Genomic DNA, 24,252 nt, shown 5'->3' on the forward strand with positions numbered 1-24,252 from the left:
GAAGGCGACCTGGCCAAGACGGTGCAACAGTTGCACGACTCAACGTATCTTCAACGCCTCAATTTTCGATCGTTGATATTTTTTGAACTGCATCGGGGGCAAAACCTACCTGAAGGTATCCCCTCGAATTAAAGCCCCGCACGACAGGAATGAATGTCGCTCACGCGACGAGAAACATACGCATACGTTCATCGTCCGACGAACGGCAACGGTGAACCACGCCTTACGAGCGGTCTTGAGCAGTTCGGTGCGCGTGGAAAACCGGGCATCGGAGTTGAGATCGAGACGGTCGCCGGGAATCTTGGGCGGGGGTCTTGAGTGTCCGGGTTCGAACTGCGGATTCGGGACACCCGGATTCGGGACACCCGGGATGTTCCAGATTCCGGACACACGGAACGGAGAGTCGGGTGTCCCGATTCGGGACACGCGCCGTCGAGAATTCGGGTGTCCAGATTCGTTCGGGTGTCCAGATTCAATCTGATTCAATTTGCGTCGGTACGTCGAATCTCGAATCTGGGTGTCCAGATTCGCCAGATTCGTTCGAGCAGATTCGTGCAAAGCCCGGATGCCCAGGCCGGGACGGGCGCGATCGAAAATCCGGGTGTCCCGATTCGGGATGCGCGGTGCAGTGGACCGGCCAAGGCCAAGACTCGGCCGCGCCACCGCACCATCCGTCAGGCGACGACGCGCGAAAAGCATCGCCCGCCGCGTGCGTCACGTCACGCGGCGGGCGAGATACGACCGTCCGCCGACGTCTGCCGGCGGACCGCGTCGCGCAATCAGAACTTGTACGTCGCGCTCGCCGTCACCTGCCGCGGCGCACCGTAGAACCCGGTGAGAATGCCGAGCGCCGGAATGTTGTAGCCGGTCGTACGGTACGACTTGTCGGTCAGGTTCGTGCCGCGCAGCGCGAAGCTCCAGGCCGCACCGGTATCCCAGATCAGCGCGGCGTCGAGCAGGCCGTACTTGTCCTGCGCGATCGCGGTGCTGAGGTCGGTCGTCGGTACGGTCTTGGTCTGGTAGCGGTAGCCGACGCGGCCGGTCACGCTGCCTTCGCCGACCGGCGTCGTGTACTCGATGTTGAGGCCGCCCTGGAACGCCGGCGCGTTCGTGAAGCGCTGGCGCGCGGAAACGTCGACGCCGCGATCGATGTACTCGTCGTACTTCGGATCGAGGAACGCGATGTTGCCGTTGATCGTCCAGAATTCGTCGGGCTTCCACGCGAACTCGACCTCGGCGCCGCTGACGTGTGCGCGGCCGGCGTTCGTGAAGTCGCCGAAGAAGCCCTGCGTGCCGTTCGGCAACGTGTACGAGGTGAACACCGACAGCTGGATGTCGCGGTACTTGTTGTAGAACAGCGCCGTATTGATGAAGAAGCGGCCGTCGAACAGCGCGAGCTTGTTGCCGATTTCGAACGCGTCGACCTGCTCGTCCTTGAACGGCTTGGCCGAATCGGGTGCGGCGGCCACGTTCGCGCGGATGTTGAAGCCGCCGGACTTGAAGCCGCGCGACGCCGACGCGTACAGCAGGGCGTCGGGCGTCACGTGGTAGTCGAGCGAGAAGCGCGGCGAGAAATTGCTCGTGCTGAGCTTGCCGTCGAAGTCGGCCGTCGTCGCGACGGGCGTCGTGAACGTCGCGTCGCTGAACGCGCGGTTGAGCACGTCGGCCTTCTTTTCCTCGTTCGTGTAGCGGATGCCGGCCGACAGGCTGAACTTCTCGTTGAACTGGTACGTGCCGTCGGCGTACGCGGCGATGCTGTCGGTGTCGACGGTGCCGGTCGTCGTGCCGAACGACGCATTCAAGAAATTGTTCAGAATGGTGCCGCTGGCTTCGCCGCGGAAATAGTAGATGCCGCCGACCGCGTGGAACGCGCCGCCGCCGTCGTAGTTCGCCTGCACTTCCTGCGAGAACTGGTTGTCGCCGTAGAACGCGCGCACGTCGGTGATCTTCGCCTGCAGCGTGTCGAAGTCGATGTTCGTCGCGGTATCGGACTTGCGGTACGCGGTGACCGACTTGAAGCTGAAGTCGCCGCCCGGCAGGAAATTCATCACGAACGACTCGCCGCGCATCTCGGTTTCGTTGACGTTCGGCATGCCGTTCTGCACGTCGTAGTCGTTGTCGTTCGGCGGCGTGTGCGTCGGATCGAACGGATTGAGCGCGAGGCGCTTGGCGCCGCGGACGTTCGAATGGTCGTTGATCGCGTCGAACGAGAGCGTCGCGTTGAAATGGTCGTTCGGGAAGAAGCCGAGGCTGCCGCGCACGGCGGTCGTGTCCTTGTCGCTGACATCCTCGCCGGTGACGAGGTTTTCGCCGAAGCCGTCGTGGTTCATCGACGCGAACGCGACGCGACCGCGCCACGTGCCGTCGCTGTTGGCCCCGCCGACGGCGGCCTTGAAGTCGCGTTCGGCGTAGTTGCCGAGCGTGACCTGCGCGAAGCCTTCGGTTTCGGTCGGCAGCGCGCGCGAGATGTATTTCAACGCGCCGCCGACGGTGTTCTTGCCGTACAGCGTGCCTTGCGGTCCGCGCAGCACTTCGATGCGTTCGACGTCGAACACGTCGAGCAGCGCGCCCTGCGGACGTGCGACGTAGACGTCGTCGAGATAGATGCCGACGCCGGGCTCGAAGCCCCACAGCGGATCGGACTGGCCGATGCCGCGAATGTACGCGGTCAGCGTGGTGTTCGAACCGCGCGCGGCGTAGATCGTGAGGTTCGGCACCTTGCCTTGCAGGTCGCTGATGTCGGTGACGTTGAGTTTGTCGAGCGAATCGGCGGTGAACGCGGTGACCGAGATCGGCACGTCCTGCAGCGTCTCCTCGCGCTTGCGCGCGGTCACCGTCACGGTGTCGAGCTTCGACGCGTCGCGACTCTCGCTCTCGTTCTGCGCGAGCGCTTCGGCTTCGACCGCCGCGTCCGCGTTCGCCGCGTCGGCCGCGTGCGCCGCGCCGGCAACGGCGAGAAGGCTCGCGATCGCAAGGCTCAGCGACGTGCGCGCAAGGCGCGTCGAAGCGCGGGAATCGCCAGCCAGCCAATGTGTACGTTTCATGTTCCCCTCATGCATGCGACGGGCGACCGGCGGGCCGCGGACGGCGAAACGTTAAATCCGTGTGGGCGGCGAGACACTTGTACCTTGGTCCGATGGGACGCCGAAAGGCCGCTGCCGATACTCCGCCCAATCGTCGCAGGAGTCGTGCATGTTGAGTTTTATCGGCCTGGCCGGAGGCCTCGCGCTGTTGATCGCACTGGCCATGCGCGGCGTGAACCTGTTCATCGCGACGCCGCTGTGCGCCGCGGTCGTGGCGCTGACGAGCGGCCTGCCGCTCTTGCCCGCGGGCGACGCGGTGGCGACGAACGATCTGGTCGGCACCTATATGTCGGGTTTCTCCGGCTTCATCGCGAGCTGGTTCTTCATGTTCCTGCTCGGTTCGATCTTCGGCAAGCTGATGGAAGACAGCGGCGCGGCGGAAAGCGTCGCGCGCTGGGTGATCGACCGCATCGGCGTGCGCCATGCGGCGCTGGCGGTCGTGCTCGCCTGCGTCGTGCTCACCTACGGCGGCGTGAGCCTGTTCGTCGTCGCGTTTTCGGTGTATCCCACGGCGCTGTCGCTGTTCCGTGCGGCCGATCTGCCGCGACGCTTCATACCCGCTGCACTCGGGTTCGGTTCGATCACGATCACGATGACGGCGGCCGGATCGCCGGAAATCCAGAACTGGATTCCGATCAAATTTCTCAAAACTTCGCCGTGGGCCGCCTGGGAGGCGAGCCTCGTCGCGGCGATCGTGATGGCCTTGCTCGGCCACTGGTGGCTCAACCGCATGCTCGCCAACGCCAAGGCGCGCGGAGAGCGTTTCGAGGCGCGCGAGGACGATCCGCAGGTTTCGCGCACCGACCTGCCCTCGCCGCTCCTGTCGCTCGTGCCGCTCGCGCTGGTGCTGGCGCTGAGCTTCGCGCTGCACGAGACGCTGCACACCGGCGCGCTGATCGTCGCGCTGTTCGCCGGCTGCGTCGCGACCGCGGCGCTCGGCTGGCGGCATCTGCGCATGCCGGGCAAGGCACTCGCCGACGGCAGCACCGGTGCGCTCGTGGCGATCGGCAACACGGCGGCGGTCGTGGGTTTCGGCGCGGTCGCGAAGGCGGCGCCGGCGTTCGCCGATACGGTCGCGTGGATCACGCACCTGCCGGGCGGCGGCATCGTCAACGCGGCGATCGCGGTGAGCCTCATCGCCGCGATGACCGGCAGCGCGTCAGGCGGACAGGCCATCGCGCTGCCGATCCTCGCGCCGCTGTATCTCGGGCAGGGCGTCAGTGCCGACCAGTTGCACCGCAGCGTCGCGCTCGCGTCGGGCGCGCTCGACGCGATGCCGCACAACGGCTACATCGTGACGACGATCCGCGCGATCTGCGGCGAAACGCACAAGGCCGCGTACTGGCCGATGGCGGCGATGACGATGGCCGTGCCGACGCTCGGGCTGATCGTCTGTCTCGTGTGCTTCTCGCTGGGGCTCTGAACGCTCAGCGATCCGGCAGCGCTTCGAGCGCCTTCTGCAGCCGCTTCGCCGACACCGGCTCGGGCGTACGCAGCTCCTGCGCGAACAGCGATACGCGCAGTTCCTCGATCAGCCAGCGCAGTTCGTCGAGCGAGGCGTCAGTGCCGCCGCTCGCGCGGCGCTTCAAATACTCGCGCCAGTAGCCTTGCACCGTCAGCATGCGCGCCTGGTCGCGCGTGGCGTCCTGGCGCAGCCGCTCGGCGCGCAGCCGCATCGCCTTGAGATAGCGCGGGTAGTGCGTCAGGCGCGCCTTGTCCACTTCGCGCGCGAATCCCGGATGCACCAGCGAGTCGAGCTGCTCGCGCAGGTCGTCGTAGTTCGCGCGTCCGTAGCCCATCAGCGGCGGCGTCATCCACGGTCCGAGTTCGGCGTAGGCGGCGAGCACTTCCTCGATCAGGCGCAGCCACTCGACCGCCGTCGGAAACAGCTGCCGCGACAGTTCGGCCTCGACGTGCGCGAAGTCGTCGCGCCGCCGCACGTCGAGCGTGCGCGCGGCGATCAGCTCGCCGAACGCGGCTTCCACGAGATCCTCGCGCAACGAATCGACGCTCGCGATGCCGGCGTATTTGAGCGCCAGCGCATGATTGATCGGCAGCTGCCGGCGCGCCTGCTTGAGCTTTTCGGCGAGCGCGCGGCGCAACAGCCGCACGACGCCGGCGCGATGCTCCGTGCGCGCCTCGTCGCGCCGCTCGAACACGCGCAGCGCCACGCTGTCGCCGAGATCGACCAGCGCCGGAAACGCGGTCAGCCCGCCGTCGCCGACGATCGAATCGGGAATCTCGGCGAAGTCGAAGCCGTCGACGTCCTCGCGCGTGAGTTCCGCGTCGGCCTGGCGCGAGAACGCGGCGCGCGCGGCGCCGCCCCAGTTCGACTGGATCAGCGCGAGATCGCGGCCGTCGGCGAGCGTGCGTCCGTGCTCGTCGTAGACGCGATAGTGCATCGACAGATGCGGCGGCAGTTCGACGCCGGCGAAGTCGGCCGCGCCGACGTCGACGCCCGTCACGCGCTTGAGATACGCCGCGAGCACCGCGGCGACCGGCGCGTCGCGCGGCCGTTCGCTTTCGGCGAACGCGCGCGCGAAATCCGGCGCGGGCACGAAGTTGCGGCGCAGCGCCTTGGGCAGCCCTCGGATCAGCTCGGCCACTTTTTCCGGCAGCAGGCCCGGCACGAGCCAGTCGCAGCGCGCGGCGCTCACGGCGTTCACGAACGCGAGCGGCACCTGCAAGCTGACGCCGTCGGCCGCGTCGCCCGGCACGAAGCGATACTCGAGCTTGAGCTTGTGGCCGGCGAATTCCAGCCGCGTCGGAAAATCCTGCACGGCGATGCCGGGCGTCGCGCCGAGCACGTCCGCGAGCGACCAGCGCAGCGCCGCCTGCTCGGCGCCGCTCGCACGGCGGTACCACGCGTCGAGCGCGGCGCTCGTGCTGATGTCGGCCGGCAGCTTGCCGGCATACCAGGCGGCGAGCGCGACGTCGTCTTTCACGAGTCCCGCGCGACGCTGCTTGGCTTCGAGTTCGTGCGCCTCGGCGAGCACGCGCGCATTCGCGCGCACGAAGTCGGCCTTCGCGTCGATGTCTCCGCGCGCGAGCGCTTCGCGCACGAACACCTCATGCGCGAGTGCGGGATTCTGCTCGCCGAACTGCACGGCGCGCTTCTCGACGAGAATCAGGCCGAACAGGCTCACCTGCTCGTAAGCGAGCACCGCGCCGCGCTTCTTCGACCAGTGCTCGTCGCGCCAGCTGCGCTTGACCAGATGCGCGGCCTGCTGCTCGATCCATTCCGGTTCGACGCGCGCGCACAGCATGCCGTATACTTTTTGCAAATCGAGAATCTGCCCGGCGAGCACCCACGGCGGCGGCGCCTTGGCGACCGACGAACCCGGGAAAATCTGGAAGCGCCGCTCGCGCGTCGCGCGGTACTGGCCGCGTTCGTCCTTGTGGCCCACCTGCGTCGGCCAGCCCGACAGCAGACAGCGATGCACCGCTTCGAATTCCGCCGCCGGGAGCGCGCCGTCGGCCGGCGCCTCCTGCACTTTTGCGCTTTTGCCTTTTTTATCCGCCGGCGCCGCGGGCGCGCTGCGCCAGCCGAGTTCGTCGGCGATCAGCAGCAGCTGCCGATGCAGCTCGCGCCACTCGCGCATGCGCAGGTACGACAGGAACCGCGCATGACACCAGTCGCGCAGCTTCGACTGCGACAGATCCTCGTGCGCCTGCGCGTGCGCGCGCCAGAGCTTCAGCGCCGACACGAAATCGGACTTCGGATCGGCGAACGCCGCATGCGCCTGGTCGGCCGCCTGCCGCGCGTCGGCCGGCCGTTCGCGCGGGTCCTGCACGCTCAGGAACGACGTGAGGATCAACAGCTCGTCGAGCGCGCCGCGTTCGCGCGACTCGATCAGCATGCGGCCGAGCGACACGTCGATCGGCAGCTGCGCGAGCGTGCGGCCGATCGCCGTCAGGCGCTTGCGCTCGTCGATCGCGCCGAGTTCGGACAGGCGCCGGTAGCCGTCGCCGATCGCGCGTTCGGGCGGCGCTTCGACGAACGGGAATTCGTCCACTTCGCCCAGGCGCAGATTGAGCATGCGCAAAATGACGCCGGCGAGCGACGTGCGCAGGATTTCCGGATCGGTGTAGCGCGCGCGCTGCGAGAAGTCGTCCTCGCCGTACAGGCGCAGGCATACGCCCGGACCGACGCGGCCGCAGCGGCCCTTGCGCTGTTCGGCGGCGGCCTGCGAGATCGGCTCGATGTGCAGGCGCTCGAGCTGCGAGCGCGGCGTGTAGCGCTTGACGCGCGCGGTGCCGGTGTCGACGACGTAGCGGATGCGCGGCACCGTCAGCGACGTTTCGGCGACGTTCGTCGCCAGCACGATGCGCCGCAGCGAGCCGGGCTTGAACACGCGGTCCTGGTCGTTCGCCGAGAGGCGCGCGTACAGCGGCAGCACTTCGGTCGCGCGGTACTGCCGGCGCGCAAGCGCGAGATGCGCGTCGCGGATTTCGCGTTCGCCGGGCAGGAACACGAGCACGTCGCCGCGCGGATCTTCCGAGGTGATCTCGTCGACCGCCGCGACGATCTGTTCGGTCAGGCTCGTCTCGCCGCGCTCCGGCGGCGGGCGCCAGCGCACCTCGACCGGATAGCTGCGGCCCTCGACGCTGACGACCGGCGCGTCGCCGAAATGCTGCGCGAAGCGCGCCGTGTCGATCGTCGCCGACGTGACGATGAGCTTGAGGTCGCGCCGCTTCGCGAGCAGGCGCTTCAGATACCCGAGCAGGAAATCGATGTTGAGGCTGCGCTCGTGCGCCTCGTCGAGAATGATCGTGTCGTAGGCGTTGAGCCAGCCGTCGCCCTGCGTTTCGGCGAGCAGGATGCCGTCGGTCATGAACTTCACGAGCGAGGCGTCCGACACCTGGTCGTTGAAGCGCACCTGGAAGCCGACGAGATCGCCGACCGCGCTGCCGAGCTCCTCGGCCACGCGCCGCGCCACGCTGCGTGCGGCGATGCGGCGCGGCTGCGTGCAGCCGACGAGGCCGGCGACGCCGCGACCGGCCGCGAGACACAGCTTCGGCAGCTGCGTCGTCTTGCCCGAGCCGGTTTCGCCGGCCAGCACGATCACCTGATGCTTTTTGATCAGTTCGACGATCTCGTCGGCGCGCGCGGCGATCGGCAGCGTTTCGTCGACGCGAATCTCGGGCACGCGCGCGGCCCTCGCCGCGCGGCGCGCGCGCGAGGTTTCGATATCGGCCGCGAGCCTTGCGACTTCGGCCGCCGGCGCGTTCGCGCCGGCTTCCTTGAGGCGGCGCCAGCGGCCGGTCAGGCGCGCGTGGTCGCGCGTCATGACGGCGTCGAGCGCGCCGCGAAGTTGTTGGATATCCGACATTCGTCTGCTTGAGCGGCCGGGTACCGGCCTCAATGAACCGTCAATGATAGCCCGCGATTATCGCCGCAATCGCGAGAATTCATGCCGACCCGTCCGCTTTGGCGGTAAGGTAGACCCGTTTCGTCACGCTAAGGAGAGTCATTCATGGGTATCGACATCGGCATTGCCAAGAAGGATCGCGAAGCCATCGCCAAGGGCCTGTCGCGCCTTCTTGCCGACACCTACACGCTGTATCTGAAGACGCACGGCTTCCACTGGAACGTCACCGGCACGATGTTCAACACGCTGCACCTGATGTTCGAGACGCAGTACAACGAGCTGTGGCTGTCGATGGACCAGGTCGCCGAGCGCATCCGCTCGCTCGACGTGATCGCACCGGGCTCGGGCGGCCAGTTCGCCAAGCTCTCGTCGATCAAGGAAGAAGCCGGGGTGCCGGACTGGAAGGGCATGGTCGGCCAGCTCGTCGACGGCCACGAGACCGCCGCGCGCACGGCGCGCGAACTGTTCAAGCTCGCCGACAAGGCCGACGACCAGCCGACGGCCGATCTGGCGACTCAGCGCATGCAGGCGCACGAGAAGACCGCCTGGATGTTGCGTTCGCTGCTCGCGTAAGTCTCGGGCGCCGCGGATCGGCGAACGATCCGCGGCGCCTTTGCCGCAGGCGGCGCGCAAGGCGCCGTACCGGCGACCCGCAGCACGTTCCCACCCGGTGTTGCGGTACATGAAAACGTCAAATAGGCATGTTAGCCTGCGGGGCCTTTCGACAGGCGTGCGGCCGAGTGCCCGCGTCTGCCCCGGTGCGGCGGGCGAGCCGCACTGAACCGGCGTGAGCCGGACAGCCGGGAAGCGTGCCGCGGGGCGCAGCGCGCGACGAATCGCAAGATCTCAATCCTTGAATTCAAACGCCGGGCAGCTCGCGGCCGGGCATTCTTTTGACGTGGGGAACACTAATGCTTCGCAAGCACCGAGCTCTGATTGCCGGACTCGCGTTGGCGTGCGTCGGTTCCGCGAACGCGGCGACGCTGGTCATCAGCGAATTCCGTACGCGCGGCCCGAACGGCGGCAACGACGAATTCATCGAGATCTACAACGCCGGCGGCACGGCGCAGTCGATCGGCGGGTTCAAGATTCGCGGGTCCAACGCATCGGGCACGATCAGCGACCGCGTGACGATCACGGCGGGAACCACGTTGAATCCCGGCTGCCACTATCTGATGACGAACGGCACCGCGGGCACCGGCTATTCGGGCAGCGTCGCGGGCAACCAGACGTTCTCGACCGGCGTGACCGACGACGGCGGCATCGCGCTGACGAACGCGTCCAACACCATCATCGACGCGGCGGGCCTGAGCGCCGGTTCGGCTTTCAAGGAAGGCACGACGCTGACGCCGCTCGCGGGCACGGCGAACCAGAGCTACGAGCGCAAGCCGGGCGGCGCTTCGGGCAACGGCACCGACACCGACAACAACGCGAGCGACTTCGCGCTGACGACGCCGAGCAATCCGCAGAACCTGTCTTCGGCCTGCGTCTCGCTGACCCCGTCGATCTCGATCGCCGACGCGACCGTGACCGAAGGCAACGGCGGCACCGCGACGCTGACGTTCAACGTCACGCTGTCGGGCGCGGCGCCGGCCGGCGGCGTCGGCTTCAGCTTCGCCACGAGCGACGGCACCGCGACGACGGCCGACGGCGACTACGCGGCCAACAGCGGCACCGGCAGCATCGCGGCCGGCGCGACGTCGACGACGATCACCGTCACCGTCATCGGCGACGCGAAGTTCGAGGCCGACGAAACGCTGACGGTGACGCTGAGCGGCCTGTCCAACGCGACCGCGGGCGACCTCGTCGCGACCGGCACGATCGCGAACGACGATGCGCAGCCGTCGCTGTCGATCGCCGACGTGTCGACGACCGAAGGCAACGCCGGCACGACGACCGCGACGTTCACGGTCACGCAGTCGGCCGTCTCCGGCCTGCCGACGACGTTCGATCTCGCGACCGTCGAAGACACCGCGACGACCGCCGACAACGACTTCGCCGCCGCGAGCGCGAGCGGCGTGACGATCGCGCCGGGCGCCCTCACCGCGACGTTCGACGTCACGATCAATGGCGACACGACCGCCGAACCGGACGAAACCTATTTCGTCAATCTGACGAACGCCGTGAACGCGTCGATCGCCGATGCGCAGGCCGTCGGCACGATCACGAACGACGACGTCGCGATCAGCCCGACGCTGTCGATCAGCAACGCGACGGTGACCGAAGGCGACAGCGGCACGGCCAGCGCGACGTTCACGATCACCTCGACGCTGCCGGCGCCGGCGGGCGGCATCACCGTCGACGTCGCGAGTGCCGACGACACCGCGACGACGGCCGACGGCGACTATTCGCCGATCGCCCTCAACGCCACGATCCTGCCGGGCATGACGACGACGAGCGTCGCCGTGCAGGTCAACGGCGACACGAAGATCGAATCGAACGAGACGTTCTTCGTGAACCTGACCAACGCGGTCGGCGCGACGATCGACGACGCCCAGGGCGTCGGCACGATCACCAACGACGATGTGGCACCCGATCTTGCGATCGGCGACGCGAGCGTCGTCGAAGGCAACAGCGGCACGGCGATGCTGACGTTCCCGATCACGCTGTCGGGCCCCGCGCCGGCCGGCGGCATCGACTTCGCGTTCTCGACGGCTGACGGCACCGCCACGATCGCCGACGGCGACTACGCCGGCGCCACGAACGCCCTGAGCTCGATACCGGAAGGCGCGACCAGCGCTTCGGTCCGGATCGCGGTCAACGGCGACACGACGTACGAGCCGGACGAAACCCTCACCGTCACGCTCTCGAACGTCACGCAGGCGAACGTCACGGACGGCACGGCCACCGGCACGATCACCAACGACGACTTCCTCGAAATCCACGACCTGCAGGGCAGCGGCCTCGCGACGACGCGCTCGGGCACGGTCGTCACGCGCGGCAACATCGTCACGGGCAAGGGTCCGCAGGGCTTTACGATGCAGGCGCCGGACGTGCGCGCCGACGCCGACATCAACACGTCCGAAGGCATCTACGTGTTCACGAGCACGGCGCCGACCGTCGCCGTCGGCGACATGGTCGACGTCACCGGAACGATCACCGAGTTCAACGGCCTGACCGAAATCACGAACGCGACGATCGCGACGACGAGCGTCGCAAACCCGCTGCCGACGCCCGTCGAATTCAACGAGACCGTGCCGTCGCAGGATCCGAACAACCCGACCTGCGTCACCAGCGGCTCGAACTACGAATGCTTCGAGTTCATGCGCGTTCGCATCGCCAACGGCCTCGTCAACACCGGCAACCAGCGCTTCGGCAGCCCGGCGACGGAAACGTTCGCCGAAGTGTTCGTGACCGCGAACGGCCGCCGCGGCGTGCGCGAACCGGGCATCCTGTTCCCGATCGTGCCGACCGCCGGCAACATGGCCGCGGGCCAGTGGGACGGCAACCCGGACATGTTCGAACTCGACGCCGACTACTTCGGCGCGCTGCCGGTCGATTCGCCGATCTACGGCGGCACGACGTTCAGCGCGACCGGCGTGCTCGGCTACGACTTCGGCGACTACGAGCTGTGGGCGACCGAGTTCAGCGTCACGCAGGCGCCGACGTACCCGCGTCCGGTGCGCGACAGCGAAGGTTCGACCGACCTGCGGATCGGCGCGTACAACATGCTGCGCTTCTGCGACACGGTGAACTCGGCCGGCAGCGGCCAGGACCCGTGCCTCAACCCGACGCCGACGCAGGCCGGGCTCGACGCCAAGGTCGCGCGCCTGTCGGCGTACGTGAAGGACGTGCTCAAGCTGCCGGACGTGCTCGGCGTCGAAGAAGTCGAAAACATCACGGTGCTCAACGCGCTCGCCGCGAAGCTCACGACCGACGGCGGCGTGCCGTACACCGCGCGCCTGGAAGAAGGCAACGACATCGGCGGCATCGACGTCGGCTTCCTGATCCGCACCGACCGCGTCAGCAACATCGTCGTGACGCAGCTCGGCAAGACGCAGACGTGGAACGACCCGACCGGCAGCCCCACCGCGCTGCTGCACGACCGTCCGCCGCTGATGCTCGAGGCGAACTTCACCGGCGGCGGCGGCAGCCGGCCGTTCATGGTGATGGTCGTGCATCCGAAGGCGCGCAGCTGCACCGACCAGACCGGCGGCGCGACCTGCGTGCAGGCCGACGTCGACCGCAATCGCCTGAAGCGCTTCGAACAGGGCAAGTACCACGCGCAGCAGATCCAGGCGTATCAGACGGCGCATCCGAACGTGCCGTTCGCGATCGTCGGCGACTTCAACGCGTACCAGTTCACCGACGGCTGGACCGACGTCGTGGGCCTCATGGCCGGCACGTACGACGACGCGGCGAACCTCCTCGATCTCGGCGCGAACATCGTCGCGCCGAGCCTGTGGAACGCCGTCACGTCGCTGCCGCTGAACGAGCAGTACTCGTTCCTGTTCACCGAGAACTTCGGCCAGATCCAGGGCTTCAACACCCGCGACGTGCCGACGCAGCAGGTGCTCGACCACGCGCTGCTGAGCACGGCGGCCAAGCGCATGTTCACCGGCTTCGACTACGGCCGCGCCGACGAGGACGCACCGGCCGAGGTCGAGCGCCAGTGCAACATCGTGCCGACCCCGGCTCCGCCGCTGTGCCCGCATCCGGCGATCGGCGTCTCCGACCACGACGGCTTCGTGTTCAAGCTCGCGACGGATCAGATCTTCGCGAACGGGTTCGAAGCCCAGTAGTCGGCGAAAGTCGACTATCCTAGGCGGCCGGCCAACGGCCGCGTGCACCTTGGGGCCGGGAAACCGGCCCCAAGCTTTTTGTACCGCCACTGATGCGACACGCCGGAATAACCCGCGAATGAAACGATTGCGTTCGCTGTTGCCGCTGATCCTGCTCGTCGGGGTCGGCGTCGCCCTGTTCTTTTCCGGCGCGCTCGACCGCTTCCGGCCGGACGCCCTGCCGCAGCAGGAGGCGCTGCTGGAAATCTACGTCGTCGAGCATCCGGTGCTGTCGCGGCTGATCCACGTCGCGGTGCTGACGCTCGCGATTTCCACCGGCATTCCCGGTGCCGTCGTGCTGATCTTCCTCGGCGGCATGCTGTTCGGCATCGTCTGGGGCACGTTGCTGTCGAGCTTCGCGGTGACGCTCGGCGCCCTGATCCTGTTCTTCGCCAGCCGCTACGCGTTCGGCGACCACAGCCACGGCGAGGCGCCGCCGGCACTGGTCGAACGCCTGCGCGCCGGCTACGCCGCGCACCCCGTCAGCTACACCTTCTTTCTGCGCCTGGTGCCGTTCTTCCCGTTCGGCGCCGTGACCATGGCGCTCGCGTGGCTGCGCTGCCCGGCCTGGCTGTTCGCGCTCGCGACCGGCGTGGGCGGCAGCCTGACCACCGCGATCGAAACCACGCTCGGCGCCGGGCTCGTCAAGAACATCGCCGCGCACGGCGAAATCGGCGCGAAACTCCTGACCGACCCGCACGTCCTCGTGCCCGTGCTCGCGCTCGCCGCGCTGTCGCTGGCGCCGATCGCGATCAAGCGCTTGCGCGGCCGCGGCGGCAGCTGATCGTCCGGCCCCGCTCCGGCGCGTTTTCGCGTTGTGAGCCCGTTCGCGCATGGGCTATGCTGCGCGCCGTTTCCTTGCTCGCCGCTGCGTCCGTGCTCGCGATGCGCAAATAACGAGAGCCGCGGTCCGCGCGACGGGTCGACGGCACTGACCGGAACCACCCGCATCCCGATCCGCGCCGATCGAACCCCGCACGAGTTCTAATGGAAGAGCCGCGAATTATCGAAGCCAGCCCGACCCCGCCCGCTGCGCCGAAACGGTCGCTGTGGGGCGCCTTCTTCCTGGCGCTCGTCGTGGCGGCCCTGAACGTCGGCCTGTGGGCGTTCATCAACCGCCCGGTGAACATCGCGAACTGGGAGGGCAAGGTCGAGGGTTTCGCGTTCTCCGCGTTCCAGCGCTACCAGAGCCCGCTGCGCGACAACTACCCGAGCGACGACGAGCTCGCCGCCGACCTGCGCATCATCGCCGACCACGGCAAGCGCGTGCGCACCTACTCGTCGCTCGAGAGCGCCGCGATCCCGCGCCTGGCGCGCGATCTCGGCCTCAACGTGATGGCCGGCGCATGGCTCGACCGCCGCCTCGAACACAACGAGCTCGAACTCGCCGCGGCGATCAGCGCGGCGGCGCGCTGGCCGAACATCGACCGCGTGATGATCGGCAACGAGACGATGCTGCGCGACGATCTCACGGTCGCGCAGATGATCGACTACCTCGATCGCGCGCGCGCGGCGATCCGCCAGCCGGTGTCGACCGCGGAGCCCGCGCACATCTGGAAGAAATATCCCGAACTCGTCGAGCACGTCGACTTCATCACCGTGCACCTTCTGCCGTACTGGGAAGGCGTCGCGCGCAAGGACGCCATCAACGCCGCGCTGTTCAACTACCGCGAACTGCAGACGCTGTACCCGAACAAGAAGGTGGTCATCGGCGAAGTGGGCTGGCCGAGCTACGGCGACCGCAAGATGTTCGCCGTGCCGACGCTGTCGGAGGAAGCGCATTTCATCCGCGACTGGCTCAACGTCGCGCGCGACCTGAATCTCGACTACTACCTGATGGAGGCGTTCGACCAGCCCTGGAAGGAAGAGGCCGAGGGGCGCGCCGGCGCGTACTGGGGCATCTTCGGCGCCGACCGCCTGCCGAAGTTCAAGATGATCGGTCCGGTCATCGAAGATTCGAACTGGCCGTGGAAGGCGTTTGCGGCGTCCGCGCTCGCGTTCCTGCCGATGCTGTGGTTCGCCTGGCAGTTCGCGCGCTTCCGCACCGCGGGCAAACTGTTCATGCTCGCGCTGATCCAGCTGTCGGCCGGCGTGCTCGTCTGGTCGATCACGGTGCCGTACACCTTCTATCTCGACCCGGTCGACTGGGCGATGCTGATCGTGCTCCTGCCCGCGCAGCTGGCGATCATCGGCATCCTCCTGATCAACGCGTTCGAGTTCACCGAGGTGATCTGGCTGCGCACGTGGCTGCGCAAGTTCGGCCTGCTCACGCCGGCGCCGGACGAACGCCAGCCGTTCGTGTCGATCCATCTCGCGTGCTGCAACGAGCCGCCCGAGATGGTCATCCTGACGCTCGATTCGCTCGCCGCGCTCGACTACGAGAACTTCGAAGTGCTCGTGATCGACAACAACACGAAGAACGAAGCGGTGTGGAAACCGGTCGAGGAACACTGCGAAAAGCTCGGCCCGAAGTTCCGCTTCTTCCACCTGAATCCGTGGCCCGGCTTCAAGGCCGGCGCGCTGAACTTCGGCTTGAAGGAAACCGATCCGCGCGCCGAAGTCATCGCCGCGGTCGACGCCGACTACGCGGTGCGCGCCGACTGGCTCAAAGCGCTGACCGGCTATTTCCACGATCCGAAAGTGGCCGTGGTGCAGTGCCCGCAGGCGCACCGCGACTGGGAGCACAACAGCTTCCGCCGCATGACGAACTGGGAGTACGACGGCTTCTTCCGCATCGGCATGCACCATCGCAACGAACGCAACGCGATCATCCAGCACGGCACGATGACGATGGTGCGCCGCGAAGCGCTCGAGCGCACCGGCAGCTGGTCGGAATGGACGATCTGCGAAGACGCCGAGCTCGGCCTGCGGCTGATGCAGGAAGGCATGGATCTCGTCTACGTCGACGAGGTGATGGGCCGCGGCCTGACGCCGGCCGACTTCACCGCGTACAAGTCGCAGCGCTACCGCTGGGCGTTCGGCGCGATGCAGATTCTGAAGGCGCGCTGGAGCTGGCTCACGCGCAAGGGACCGCTCAGCGCGGGCCAGCGCTTCCACTTCCTGACGGGCTGGTTCAGCTGGTTCGCCGACGCGCTGCACCTCGTGTTCACGACGATGGCGCTGTTCTGGACGGCGCTGATGCTCGGCCTGCCGAAGTATTTCAACCTGCCGCTGCAGCTGTTCCTCGTGCCGATCATGGGCTTCTTCATTTCGAAAGCCGTGTTCGGCATCGCGCTGTACCGCGTGCGCGTGCCGTGCTCGTGGAAGGACACGATCATGGCGTCGATCGCGAGCATGGCGCTGTCGCACGCGATCGCGCGCGGCATCTTCATGGGGCTCGCCAAGAAGAAGGGCGAGTTCGTGCGCACGGCCAAGAGCCGGCGCATCGGCAAGCGCCCGAGCGCGTTCTCGTCGGTGCGCGAGGAACTCTTGATGTTCGTCGCGCTGATGCTGGCGATCGCCGGCATGGCCGTGTTCTACGGGTTCCAGTACGTCGAGGGCGAGTTGTGGATGATCGTGCTCGCGGCGCAGGCGATTCCGTACGTGTCGGCGCTCATTGGCGCCTGGATCGCGCATCGCTCCGGTGAGAATGCGGGTTGACGCTTTCCGCTCGTCGTCTTTGGCTCGTCATCCAGCGAACGCTGGGATCCAGCCCTTGATTGTCGCTTTGTAGTTTTTGCCCGGCTTTAAACAAAGCGTTTCGCTCGCTGCCGCGAGCGAGCAAGGAGAGGTTGCTTGCCCAACCCCTCCCTGCACCCTCCAAGGGCACCCCGACGGCCGCGGTCTCCGGGCATCCATGCCCTCCGACTCCGCGAGATCGCTCCGGGGTTCGTTGATGGGCCATCCATGGCCCGTCAACGAACTGCGCGCACCCGCTGCTCGGGCTTTTCCTCCGCAATCTCGCCGCGACCGACGGGGCCCCGGGTAGAGCGGGCGGCTTCCTGCCGCCAGAAGCAACGCCGTCGCGATCTTTCGCTCGCCATACCGGCGGAGGCCGGACTGCGTAGGCATGGATGCCGAAGCGAACATTCGCGTAGCGAATGGGCCGAAGGCCGAGCCGCGGATGCGGCGAGTCATCCAGCTTTTACGCAAAGTAAACACATGGACACCAAGTCACGCCACGCCTAGCCCTCTCCCCCAAACGCTTTTGGGGGAGAGGGTTGGGTGAGGGGGCGACGCATCGGTCTTCGTTGCCGTTTCGTCCGGCTAGAAGCCAAAGCTCGCCGCATTGAGCGCAATACAAAGCTCGCTGCAGTCGTCTCAGACTAGCACCGCGCACAAGGCGGTCAAGGACTGCGCGAGTTCGACAAAACCGAATCCTTGACCGCCTTGCGCGCGGCGCTCTGAAAGGTCGCCCACAGCGACCAATCGCTGGAAGGCAGAGCGCGAACGGCGCGGGTTCGAGCCACGCCGTTCGCTAACCACACCCCACTTACATACAGGTGGCATATGGCTAAGCGCAATCCTACCTCACGCAAACCTTCCACAAAGCAAATTCGCATCGGTACGGCCCACTACCCCGCCGGCTACCGCACCGCCGAATGCGAAGTCCCCTACCTTCGGCTTCGCGGCCACTGGCTCGCCGCAGCCGGTTTCTCTCCGAACGCCCTCGTCACGATCCACGCCGCACCCGGCCGTCTCGTCATCACCCTCGCCTGACGCCCACGCCGCGGAAGCCTCGCGCGTCGAGGCTTCCGCGCATGCCGCTTCAACCCTTCTTCCGCACGCCGCATCCCAAGCCGGCCCGAACGCCGCTCCTCATCCGCGACACGGCGGACTCTCTTTCCCGCATTCGCGCAACCGCGAGGTTGCGCCGTGCGCCCTCTACCGATCGGAAGCCAGCCAGCCCATGACGAGCGCCCTACGCATCACCCGCAACACGCTTGGCATCGTCCCGCCGATGCGAACCTTCGTCGCACTCGCACTCGCGGGCAGCCTCACCGCCGCGGCCAAGCCGCCGGCCGCGCCGCCGCCGTTCGCCGCCGTCGTAGAGACCGAAGTGCCCGCGATCATGAAAACGGCCAACATCAAGGGCGCCGCGGTCGGCCTGATCGTCGACGGCAGGCTCGTGTACGCGAAAGGCTTCGGCTACGCCGATCACGCGGGTTCGATACCGGTGACGCCCGATACGGTCTTCATCTCCCGGTTCCGATGCGCTACTACGTCGAACGGGCGCCGTCGACGTTGACGACGACGGTGAACGATCTCGCGAAGTGGATGGCCGCCGGCATGAACGGCGGCGGCGGCGTTCTGTCCAAAGAGCAACTGGTGGATATGTACACACCCGCACCGCTCGACGCCGAACGCGCGCCCGGCGAAGCGGTCTACGGACTCGGACATTTCATCGAACGACTGGCCGACGGCAGCGTCGCGGTCGGCCACGACGGGCGCAACCAGGCGGGATTCCGCGCCAGGTTCCTGATGCGACCGCAGTCGCGCGACGGCATCGTGTTCCTGAGCAACTCGCGCAGCGGCCTGGCGCTCGATCGCATCGTCTGCCTGTGGGGCGCCGACGCGGCCAAGGCCGATCCGGCGACGGTCTGCAAGCCGCAGTGACCGTTCAGCGGGGACGCGACATGTGCCGCGTTCCCGTCGCGACAGCGCTCAACCCGCCAGCGCCTTCGCCAACTCCTGCGCGACCGATACATGCACCCCGTTGCGCCCGTCGTCATCGAGCTTCGTTTCGGTGAGATACGCCGCGATCAGCACCGGCTTGCGGCCGGTCGGCCAGATCACCGCGATGTCGTTCGTCGTGCCGTTCGCGCCGGCGCCGGTCTTGTCGCCGACCGCCCAGCCCTTCGGCAAGCCGGCACGCAAGCGCTTGTCGCCGGTGCGGTTGTCCTTGAGCCAGCCCGTCACGCGTTCGCGCGACGCGGCGTCGACGATCTTGCCGAGCACGATGCGTTCGAGGTTGTCGACCATCGCGCGCGGCGACGTCGTGTCGCGATCGTCGCCCGGTATCGCCGAGCCGAGTTCCGGTTCGTCGCGGTCCAGGCGCGTCACCGTATCGCCGATGTCGCGCGCGAAGCGCGTCAGGCCCGCCGGACCGCCGACGATCGGCAGCAGCAGGTTCGCCGCAGCGTTGTCGCTGAAGATCATCGTCGCTTCGCACAACTCCTGCACCGTCGCGCCCTGCCCGACGCGTTTTTCCGCGAGCGGCGCATGCGGCACGAGGTCGCTCTGCGCGATCGGGATCAGGCGTTCGAGCCGTTCATGGCCGAGATCGACCTGCTTCAACACCGCGGTCGCGAGCAGGAACTTGAACGTGCTGCACATCGCGAAGCGCTCGCCGTCGCGATACGCGAAGCGTTCGCCGGTCTGCGTGTCGAGCACCGCAACGCCGAGTCGGCCGCCGCTCGCGCGTTCGATCTGCGCGATGCTTTCGGTCGACAATATTCCCTTTTTTACCGCCGCCGGCTTCGCCCACGCGGCACCCGCCGCGATGCCGCCGCCGACCAGCGCCAGCGTGCCGCCGGCAATGCGCAAGAAGTGTCGTCTGTCGATCATGATGGCCTCCGTTGGGGGCGAGGAGTATCGATGCGCGGCACCGATGCGGCGAGCGAGGTTATCTGATCCACCGCATGAGCAAAGCTAATCGCCACGTGCCGCCAGGACACCGGCGCATGATAAAACCGCACCCATGATCAAGATCGGCGTGTGGAGCCTGTTGCTGCTGCTGGCGAGCGCGCACGGCCTCGTCGTGGCGGGGCTGCTGGCGCGCGCACCGCGCAACCGCGTGGCGAACCGGTGCCTGGCGCTGCTGCTCGTCGCCGTGGTGCTGCTGATCACGCCGTATACGATCGGCTACGCCGGCTTCTACGATGCGTATCCGTGGCTGTCGTTCGCGCCGCTGCGCTGGACGCTTGCGTTCGGCCCGCTGATGTACGGCTATGTGCGCTACCTCGGCGCCGCGCAGGCCGCGCCGGGCTGGTGGCGGCATTTCATCCCGGTGCTGGTGCAGGGCGCCTACTACACGGCGGTGTTCACGCTGTCGACGGCAGACAAGTCGCAGTGGGACGACGACATCCACGTTCCGATCGTCGACAAGATCGAAAAGCTCGCGCTCGACGTATCGCTGATCGCCTACTGGATCGCTGCGTGGCGGCACGCGCGCACGTACCAGCGCTGGCTGGTCGACAACAGCGCGGCGCGCGAAGATTTCCACTTGTTCTGGCTGCGCGGATTTCTCGGCGCGATGGCGCTGGTCACCGTCGCGCTGATCGTGCACCAGGGGTTCGAGGTCACGATCGGCCTTTCGTACTTCGACGATTTTCCGCTGTACGTGGGCCTCGCGCTGCTCGTGTACTACCTCGGCATCGAAGGCTGGCGCCACGCGGGCGTGACGTATCCGCCGATGCGCGCGCCCGAACCCGCCGTGCGCGAACCGGCGGCCGACCACGCCGCGGCAGACAAAGCCCCCGCGCACGACTGGGCCGCGCTCGGCCGGCGTTGGGCCGGCCGCGTGGCCGCCGAGGGCTGGTGGCGCGAGTCCGACCTGGACCTCGCCGATCTCGCGCGCCGGCTCGGCACGAATACGCAGTACCTGTCGCGCGCGCTGAACGAGGGGCTCGGCGAACGCTATAGCGACTTCATCAACCGGCAGCGCGTGGAAGCCGCGCAGGGGCTGCTGGCCGGCGACGGCGACATCCTCGCGATCGCGCTCGCCGTCGGATTCGGGTCGAAGGCGAGCTTCAACCGCGCGTTTCGTGCGCACGCCGGCGGCACGCCGAGCGAATACCGGCAAAAACTCGCGGCGGCGCGTCGCAACGCGTGAATTTTCGCGGCGTTCGTCGATTCTGCGACGACGCACCGGCCGTCCCGCGGCAGCCTGCGCGCACCTCATCGACGAGACGACCGATGTTCCTGCGCACCCTGTTCTGCCTGATCTTGCTGTTCATCGCCTGCCCCGTGCCCGCCGCCCCGCCGCCGTTCGAACCCGCCGCGCTGCAGGCCGACGCCGCGCTGCTGCAGCGCATCTACGAAACCCTGCACCCCGGCCTGTACCGCTACAACACGCCCGACGAAATGGCCGCGCGCTTCGCCACGCTGCGGCGCGACCTGGACAAGCCGCAGTCGCTGGCCTCGGCGTACCTGGCGTTCTCGCGTTTCGCCGCCACCGTGCGCTGCGGGCACACCTACGCGAACTTCTACAATCAGTCCGACGCGGTCCGGCAGGCGCTGCTCGACGCCCCGCCGCGTGTGCCGTTCTATTTCCGGTGGATCGACGGCCGCATGATCGTCACGCGCGACTTCTCGCGCGAGGCGGCCCTGCCGCCCGGCACCGAAGTGCTGGCGATCGGCGGCGTGCCGGCGAAGAAAATCCTCGCGCGGCTCATGCCGCTCGCGCGCGCCGACGGCCACAACGATGCCAAGCGCATCGCCTACCTCGGCGTCCAGGGCGACGACGAATACGAGGCGTTCGACATTTTCCTGCCGCTGGTCTATCCGAAGTTCGCGCAGGCGACGACGTACGCGCTGCGCGTGCGCGACGCGAGCGGCGAGCGCCGCGTGACCGTGACCGCGCTTACCTACGCGCAGCGCCTGGCCGCGCACAAGGCGCTCGCGCCGGCCGAGGGCGCGCAGCCGTGGACGCTGCGCATCGGCGACGACGGCATCGCCGTGCTGCGCATGCCCACCTGGGCGCTGTACGAAAGCACGTGGGACTGGCGCGCGTGGCTGCGCGACACCTTCGCCGAACTCGTGCGGCGCGACGTGCGCGCGCTCGTCGTCGACGTGCGCGGCAACGAAGGCGGCCTCGATGTCGGCCAGGTGCTGATCGCGCACCTCGTCGAGCGCGAACTGGCGCTGCCCGGATATCTGCACCGCGTGCGCTATCGCCGCGTTGCCGATGAATTTCTGCCGTATCTTTCGACGTGGGACAAATCATTCAAGGACTGGGGCGAGCGCGTGCAGCCGGTCGAAGGCGGCTGGTACCAATTCGCGGACAACGACCGCAACGCCGGCAACCGCACGATCGCGCCGATTGCGCCGCGCTATGCCGGCCGCGTGTTCGCGCTGGTCGGCGCGACCAACAGCTCGGCGACGTTCGAATTCGCCGACAGCGTCAAGCGCAGCGGCCTCGCGCGACTGGTCGGGCAGACGACCGGCGGCAACCGGCGCGGCATCAACGGCAGCGGGTTTTTCTTCGTACGGCTGCCCAACACCGGCATCGAACTCGACCTGCCGCTGGTCGGGCAGTTTCCGCTGACGCCGCAGCCCGACGCCGGCATCGAGCCCGACATCGCCACGCAGCCCACGCCGGCCGACATCGCGAGCGGCCGCGACGTGGAAATGGACGCGGTGCGCAAAGCGCTGGACGCCGCGTCAGCGCCGCGCTGACGCCTCCCCCGGCGTGCCGGCCGCGTGCGCGCTCCACAGGCGCCGCAACTGCCGCGCGGAGCCGACGCCCGCCTGCATCGCGGCGGCTTCGACGCTCGCGCCGGCCGCGAGCGCCTGCCGTGCGAGCGCGACGCGCAGCCGCGCGTGGTAGTCGTGCACCGACGCGCCGGCCATCTCGCGAAAGCGGCGCGTCAGCGTGCGTACGCTCATATGGCCGGCACGCGCGAGTTCGTCGAGCGTCCAGTTGCGCTCGGGTTCGCGGATCAGCTGGTCCTGCACCGCATGCACGCGCGCGTCCATGTGATTGCGGCCTTCGATCCACGGCGACAGCGCCGGATCGTCCGGCGCGCGGCGCAGGTAGACGACGAGTTCGCGCGCCACTTCGGCCGACAGTCGCGGCGACGCGAGCGAGGCGATCAGGTGCAGCGCGAGGTCGATGCCGGCCGTGATGCCGGCGCTGGTGAACAATCCATCATCTTCCACAAAGACGCGACTGTCGAGCACGTCGGCGTCGGGCGCGACCTCGCGCAGGAGATTCACGAGGCTGTGGTGCGTGGTGCAGCGCCGGCCGGCGAGCAGGCCCGCGCGGCCGGCGAGCAGCGCGCCCGCGCAGATGCAGGCGAGCAGACAGCCCGACGGCGCGACCACATCCCGCAGCCAGGCGACGATCTGCCTGCCGCCGCGCGTGCCGAGCACCTCGCCGTTGCCGCGGGCGCCGCAGACGATAACGATGTCGTCGGCCGCGAGCGTCGGCGGCAGTGCGCCGAAGCCGGTCAATCCGATGCCGAGCGACGTGCTCGCCGCGCCCTCGCCCGTCGCGGCATAGCGCAGCTGCAGCGGCACGCCGTCTTGCGCGGCGAGGCGAAACGCCTCCGCCGCGCCGGCGAAGTCGAGCAGCACGAGGTCGGGCGGAACGACGAACCAGACGTCACGCGGCAAGCGCTTCCTCCACGGTGGCGATGCGCGCGAACCGGCCGGCGAGGACGAGTTCGGTGCGCGCCTTGATGTCGGCGCTATCGTAAACCCGGCCGGTGCGCGCGTGCGTCATCGGGAAGGTCAGCGTCGCTTCGGTGACGAAGTCGACGTCGTAGCCGAGATCGGACGCGACGCGCGTCGTCGTCTCGCAGCACTGCTCGGTGCGGATGCCGCAGACGATCACGCGCGTCACGCCGCGCGTGCGCAACCAGCGGTCGAGGCCGGTGTCGGTGAATGCGTTGTGCACGGTTTTTTCGAACACGACGTCGTGCGCGGGCGGCACCCAGTCCATCGGGCGGACGAATCCGGACTCCTTGCGAAACGAGCCGTCGGCGTCGACGTGCAGCACGCGCACGACCGGAATGCCGGCCGCGACGGCGCCATCGATCAGCGCGGTGAGCTTGTCGCGGAATGCCGGCAGGTCGGTTTCGGACCAGTACGGACGTTGTTCGAACGACTGTTGTACGTCGATCACGATCAAGGCGGTGTTGCGGCTCACGGTGCGCTCCAGTGTGGGACAGTGCGGCCACGATACCGCCCTGAGGTTGGCGCCGCGAGCACTGCAGGGGACGCGGAGGGGACGGATCGGGCCAATACTGTCGAACGTATTTAACCATCGCCGTGCCCTCGCCCGGACTCGTCTTTCCAGGGAAAGCCGGAGGCTGCGGAGACTGGACACCCAGAAACTGCGGAGACTGGACA

General features: G+C 67.8%; 15 protein-coding genes. 10 read left to right on the plus strand and 5 right to left on the minus strand.

What is annotated here, in order from left to right:
- Positions 1-779: 779 nt before the first annotated feature.
- Positions 780-3,044: a TonB-dependent receptor gene (locus tag OD750_RS24270; RefSeq protein WP_263541207.1), complete on the minus strand. Its 2,265-nt coding sequence runs from the start codon at positions 3,042-3,044 to the stop codon at positions 780-782.
- A gap of 148 nt (positions 3,045-3,192) precedes the next feature.
- Between OD750_RS24270 and OD750_RS24275 the strand changes: the two genes are divergently transcribed.
- Complete coding sequence (locus OD750_RS24275; RefSeq protein ID WP_263541208.1) at positions 3,193-4,506, plus strand: GntP family permease; 1,314 nt, start codon at positions 3,193-3,195, stop codon at positions 4,504-4,506.
- 4 nt (positions 4,507-4,510) lie between these two features.
- Here OD750_RS24275 and hrpA read toward each other — a convergent pair whose 3' ends face one another.
- Positions 4,511-8,416 carry an ATP-dependent RNA helicase HrpA gene (gene hrpA / locus OD750_RS24280; RefSeq protein ID WP_263541209.1) on the minus strand — a complete coding sequence of 1,302 codons (3,906 nt, stop codon included), beginning with the start codon at positions 8,414-8,416 and terminating at the stop codon, positions 4,511-4,513.
- A gap of 144 nt (positions 8,417-8,560) precedes the next feature.
- Between hrpA and OD750_RS24285 the strand changes: the two genes are divergently transcribed.
- The 7 genes from OD750_RS24285 to OD750_RS24310 all read left to right on the plus strand — a co-directional run bounded on the left by OD750_RS24285 (position 8,561) and on the right by OD750_RS24310 (position 18,792).
- Positions 8,561-9,028, plus strand: a complete 468-nt coding sequence (locus OD750_RS24285) for a Dps family protein (protein WP_263541210.1) — start codon at positions 8,561-8,563, stop codon at positions 9,026-9,028.
- A 338-nt stretch (positions 9,029-9,366) separates the two neighbouring features.
- Positions 9,367-13,197, plus strand: a complete 3,831-nt coding sequence (locus tag OD750_RS24290) for a Calx-beta domain-containing protein (protein ID WP_263541211.1) — start codon at positions 9,367-9,369, stop codon at positions 13,195-13,197.
- 118 nt (positions 13,198-13,315) lie between these two features.
- Complete coding sequence (locus tag OD750_RS24295; protein WP_263541212.1) at positions 13,316-14,020, plus strand: TVP38/TMEM64 family protein; 705 nt, start codon at positions 13,316-13,318, stop codon at positions 14,018-14,020.
- A 203-nt stretch (positions 14,021-14,223) separates the two neighbouring features.
- Positions 14,224-16,836, plus strand: coding sequence for a glycosyltransferase family 2 protein (locus OD750_RS24300; protein WP_263541213.1), 2,613 nt, complete (start codon positions 14,224-14,226; stop codon positions 16,834-16,836).
- Positions 16,837-17,685: 849 nt separating this feature from the next.
- On the plus strand, positions 17,686-17,895 hold the full coding sequence (locus OD750_RS27550) for a SymE family type I addiction module toxin (RefSeq protein ID WP_425508260.1): 210 nt from the start codon (positions 17,686-17,688) through the stop codon (positions 17,893-17,895).
- Positions 17,896-18,085: 190 nt separating this feature from the next.
- On the plus strand, positions 18,086-18,424 hold the full coding sequence (locus tag OD750_RS27455) for a serine hydrolase (protein WP_336407579.1): 339 nt from the start codon (positions 18,086-18,088) through the stop codon (positions 18,422-18,424).
- Positions 18,388-18,792 carry a serine hydrolase gene (locus OD750_RS24310; protein WP_336407580.1) on the plus strand — a complete coding sequence of 135 codons (405 nt, stop codon included), beginning with the start codon at positions 18,388-18,390 and terminating at the stop codon, positions 18,790-18,792. The genes OD750_RS27455 and OD750_RS24310 overlap by 37 nt, the downstream gene beginning before the upstream one ends.
- Before the next feature lie 48 nt (positions 18,793-18,840).
- On the opposite strand, the gene bla is transcribed toward OD750_RS24310, so the two are convergent.
- Positions 18,841-19,743: a class A beta-lactamase gene (gene bla / locus OD750_RS24315; protein ID WP_263541214.1), complete on the minus strand. Its 903-nt coding sequence runs from the start codon at positions 19,741-19,743 to the stop codon at positions 18,841-18,843.
- A 148-nt stretch (positions 19,744-19,891) separates the two neighbouring features.
- Here bla and OD750_RS24320 point away from each other — a divergent pair, with 148 nt between their 5' ends.
- Together OD750_RS24320 and OD750_RS24325 are read left to right on the plus strand one after the other, a co-directional pair.
- The gene (locus OD750_RS24320; protein WP_336407585.1) at positions 19,892-21,010 is read left to right on the plus strand and encodes a helix-turn-helix domain-containing protein; all 1,119 of its coding nucleotides are present in this window, start codon (positions 19,892-19,894) and stop codon (positions 21,008-21,010) included.
- Positions 21,011-21,093: 83 nt separating this feature from the next.
- A complete protein-coding gene (locus tag OD750_RS24325) occupies positions 21,094-22,575 on the plus strand; it encodes a S41 family peptidase (RefSeq protein ID WP_263541216.1) in 1,482 nt (493 codons plus the stop codon).
- Here OD750_RS24325 and OD750_RS24330 read toward each other — a convergent pair.
- On the minus strand, positions 22,561-23,514 hold the full coding sequence (locus OD750_RS24330) for a GlxA family transcriptional regulator (RefSeq protein WP_263541217.1): 954 nt from the start codon (positions 23,512-23,514) through the stop codon (positions 22,561-22,563). The genes OD750_RS24325 and OD750_RS24330 overlap by 15 nt on opposite strands.
- Positions 23,504-24,049, minus strand: coding sequence for an isochorismatase family protein (locus tag OD750_RS24335; protein ID WP_263541218.1), 546 nt, complete (start codon positions 24,047-24,049; stop codon positions 23,504-23,506). The genes OD750_RS24330 and OD750_RS24335 overlap by 11 nt, the downstream gene beginning before the upstream one ends.
- Between the last annotated feature and the right edge of the window lie 203 nt (positions 24,050-24,252).

It is taken from the genome of Tahibacter soli (assembly GCF_025717065.2).
GTDB lineage: Bacteria > Pseudomonadota > Gammaproteobacteria > Xanthomonadales > Rhodanobacteraceae > Tahibacter > Tahibacter soli.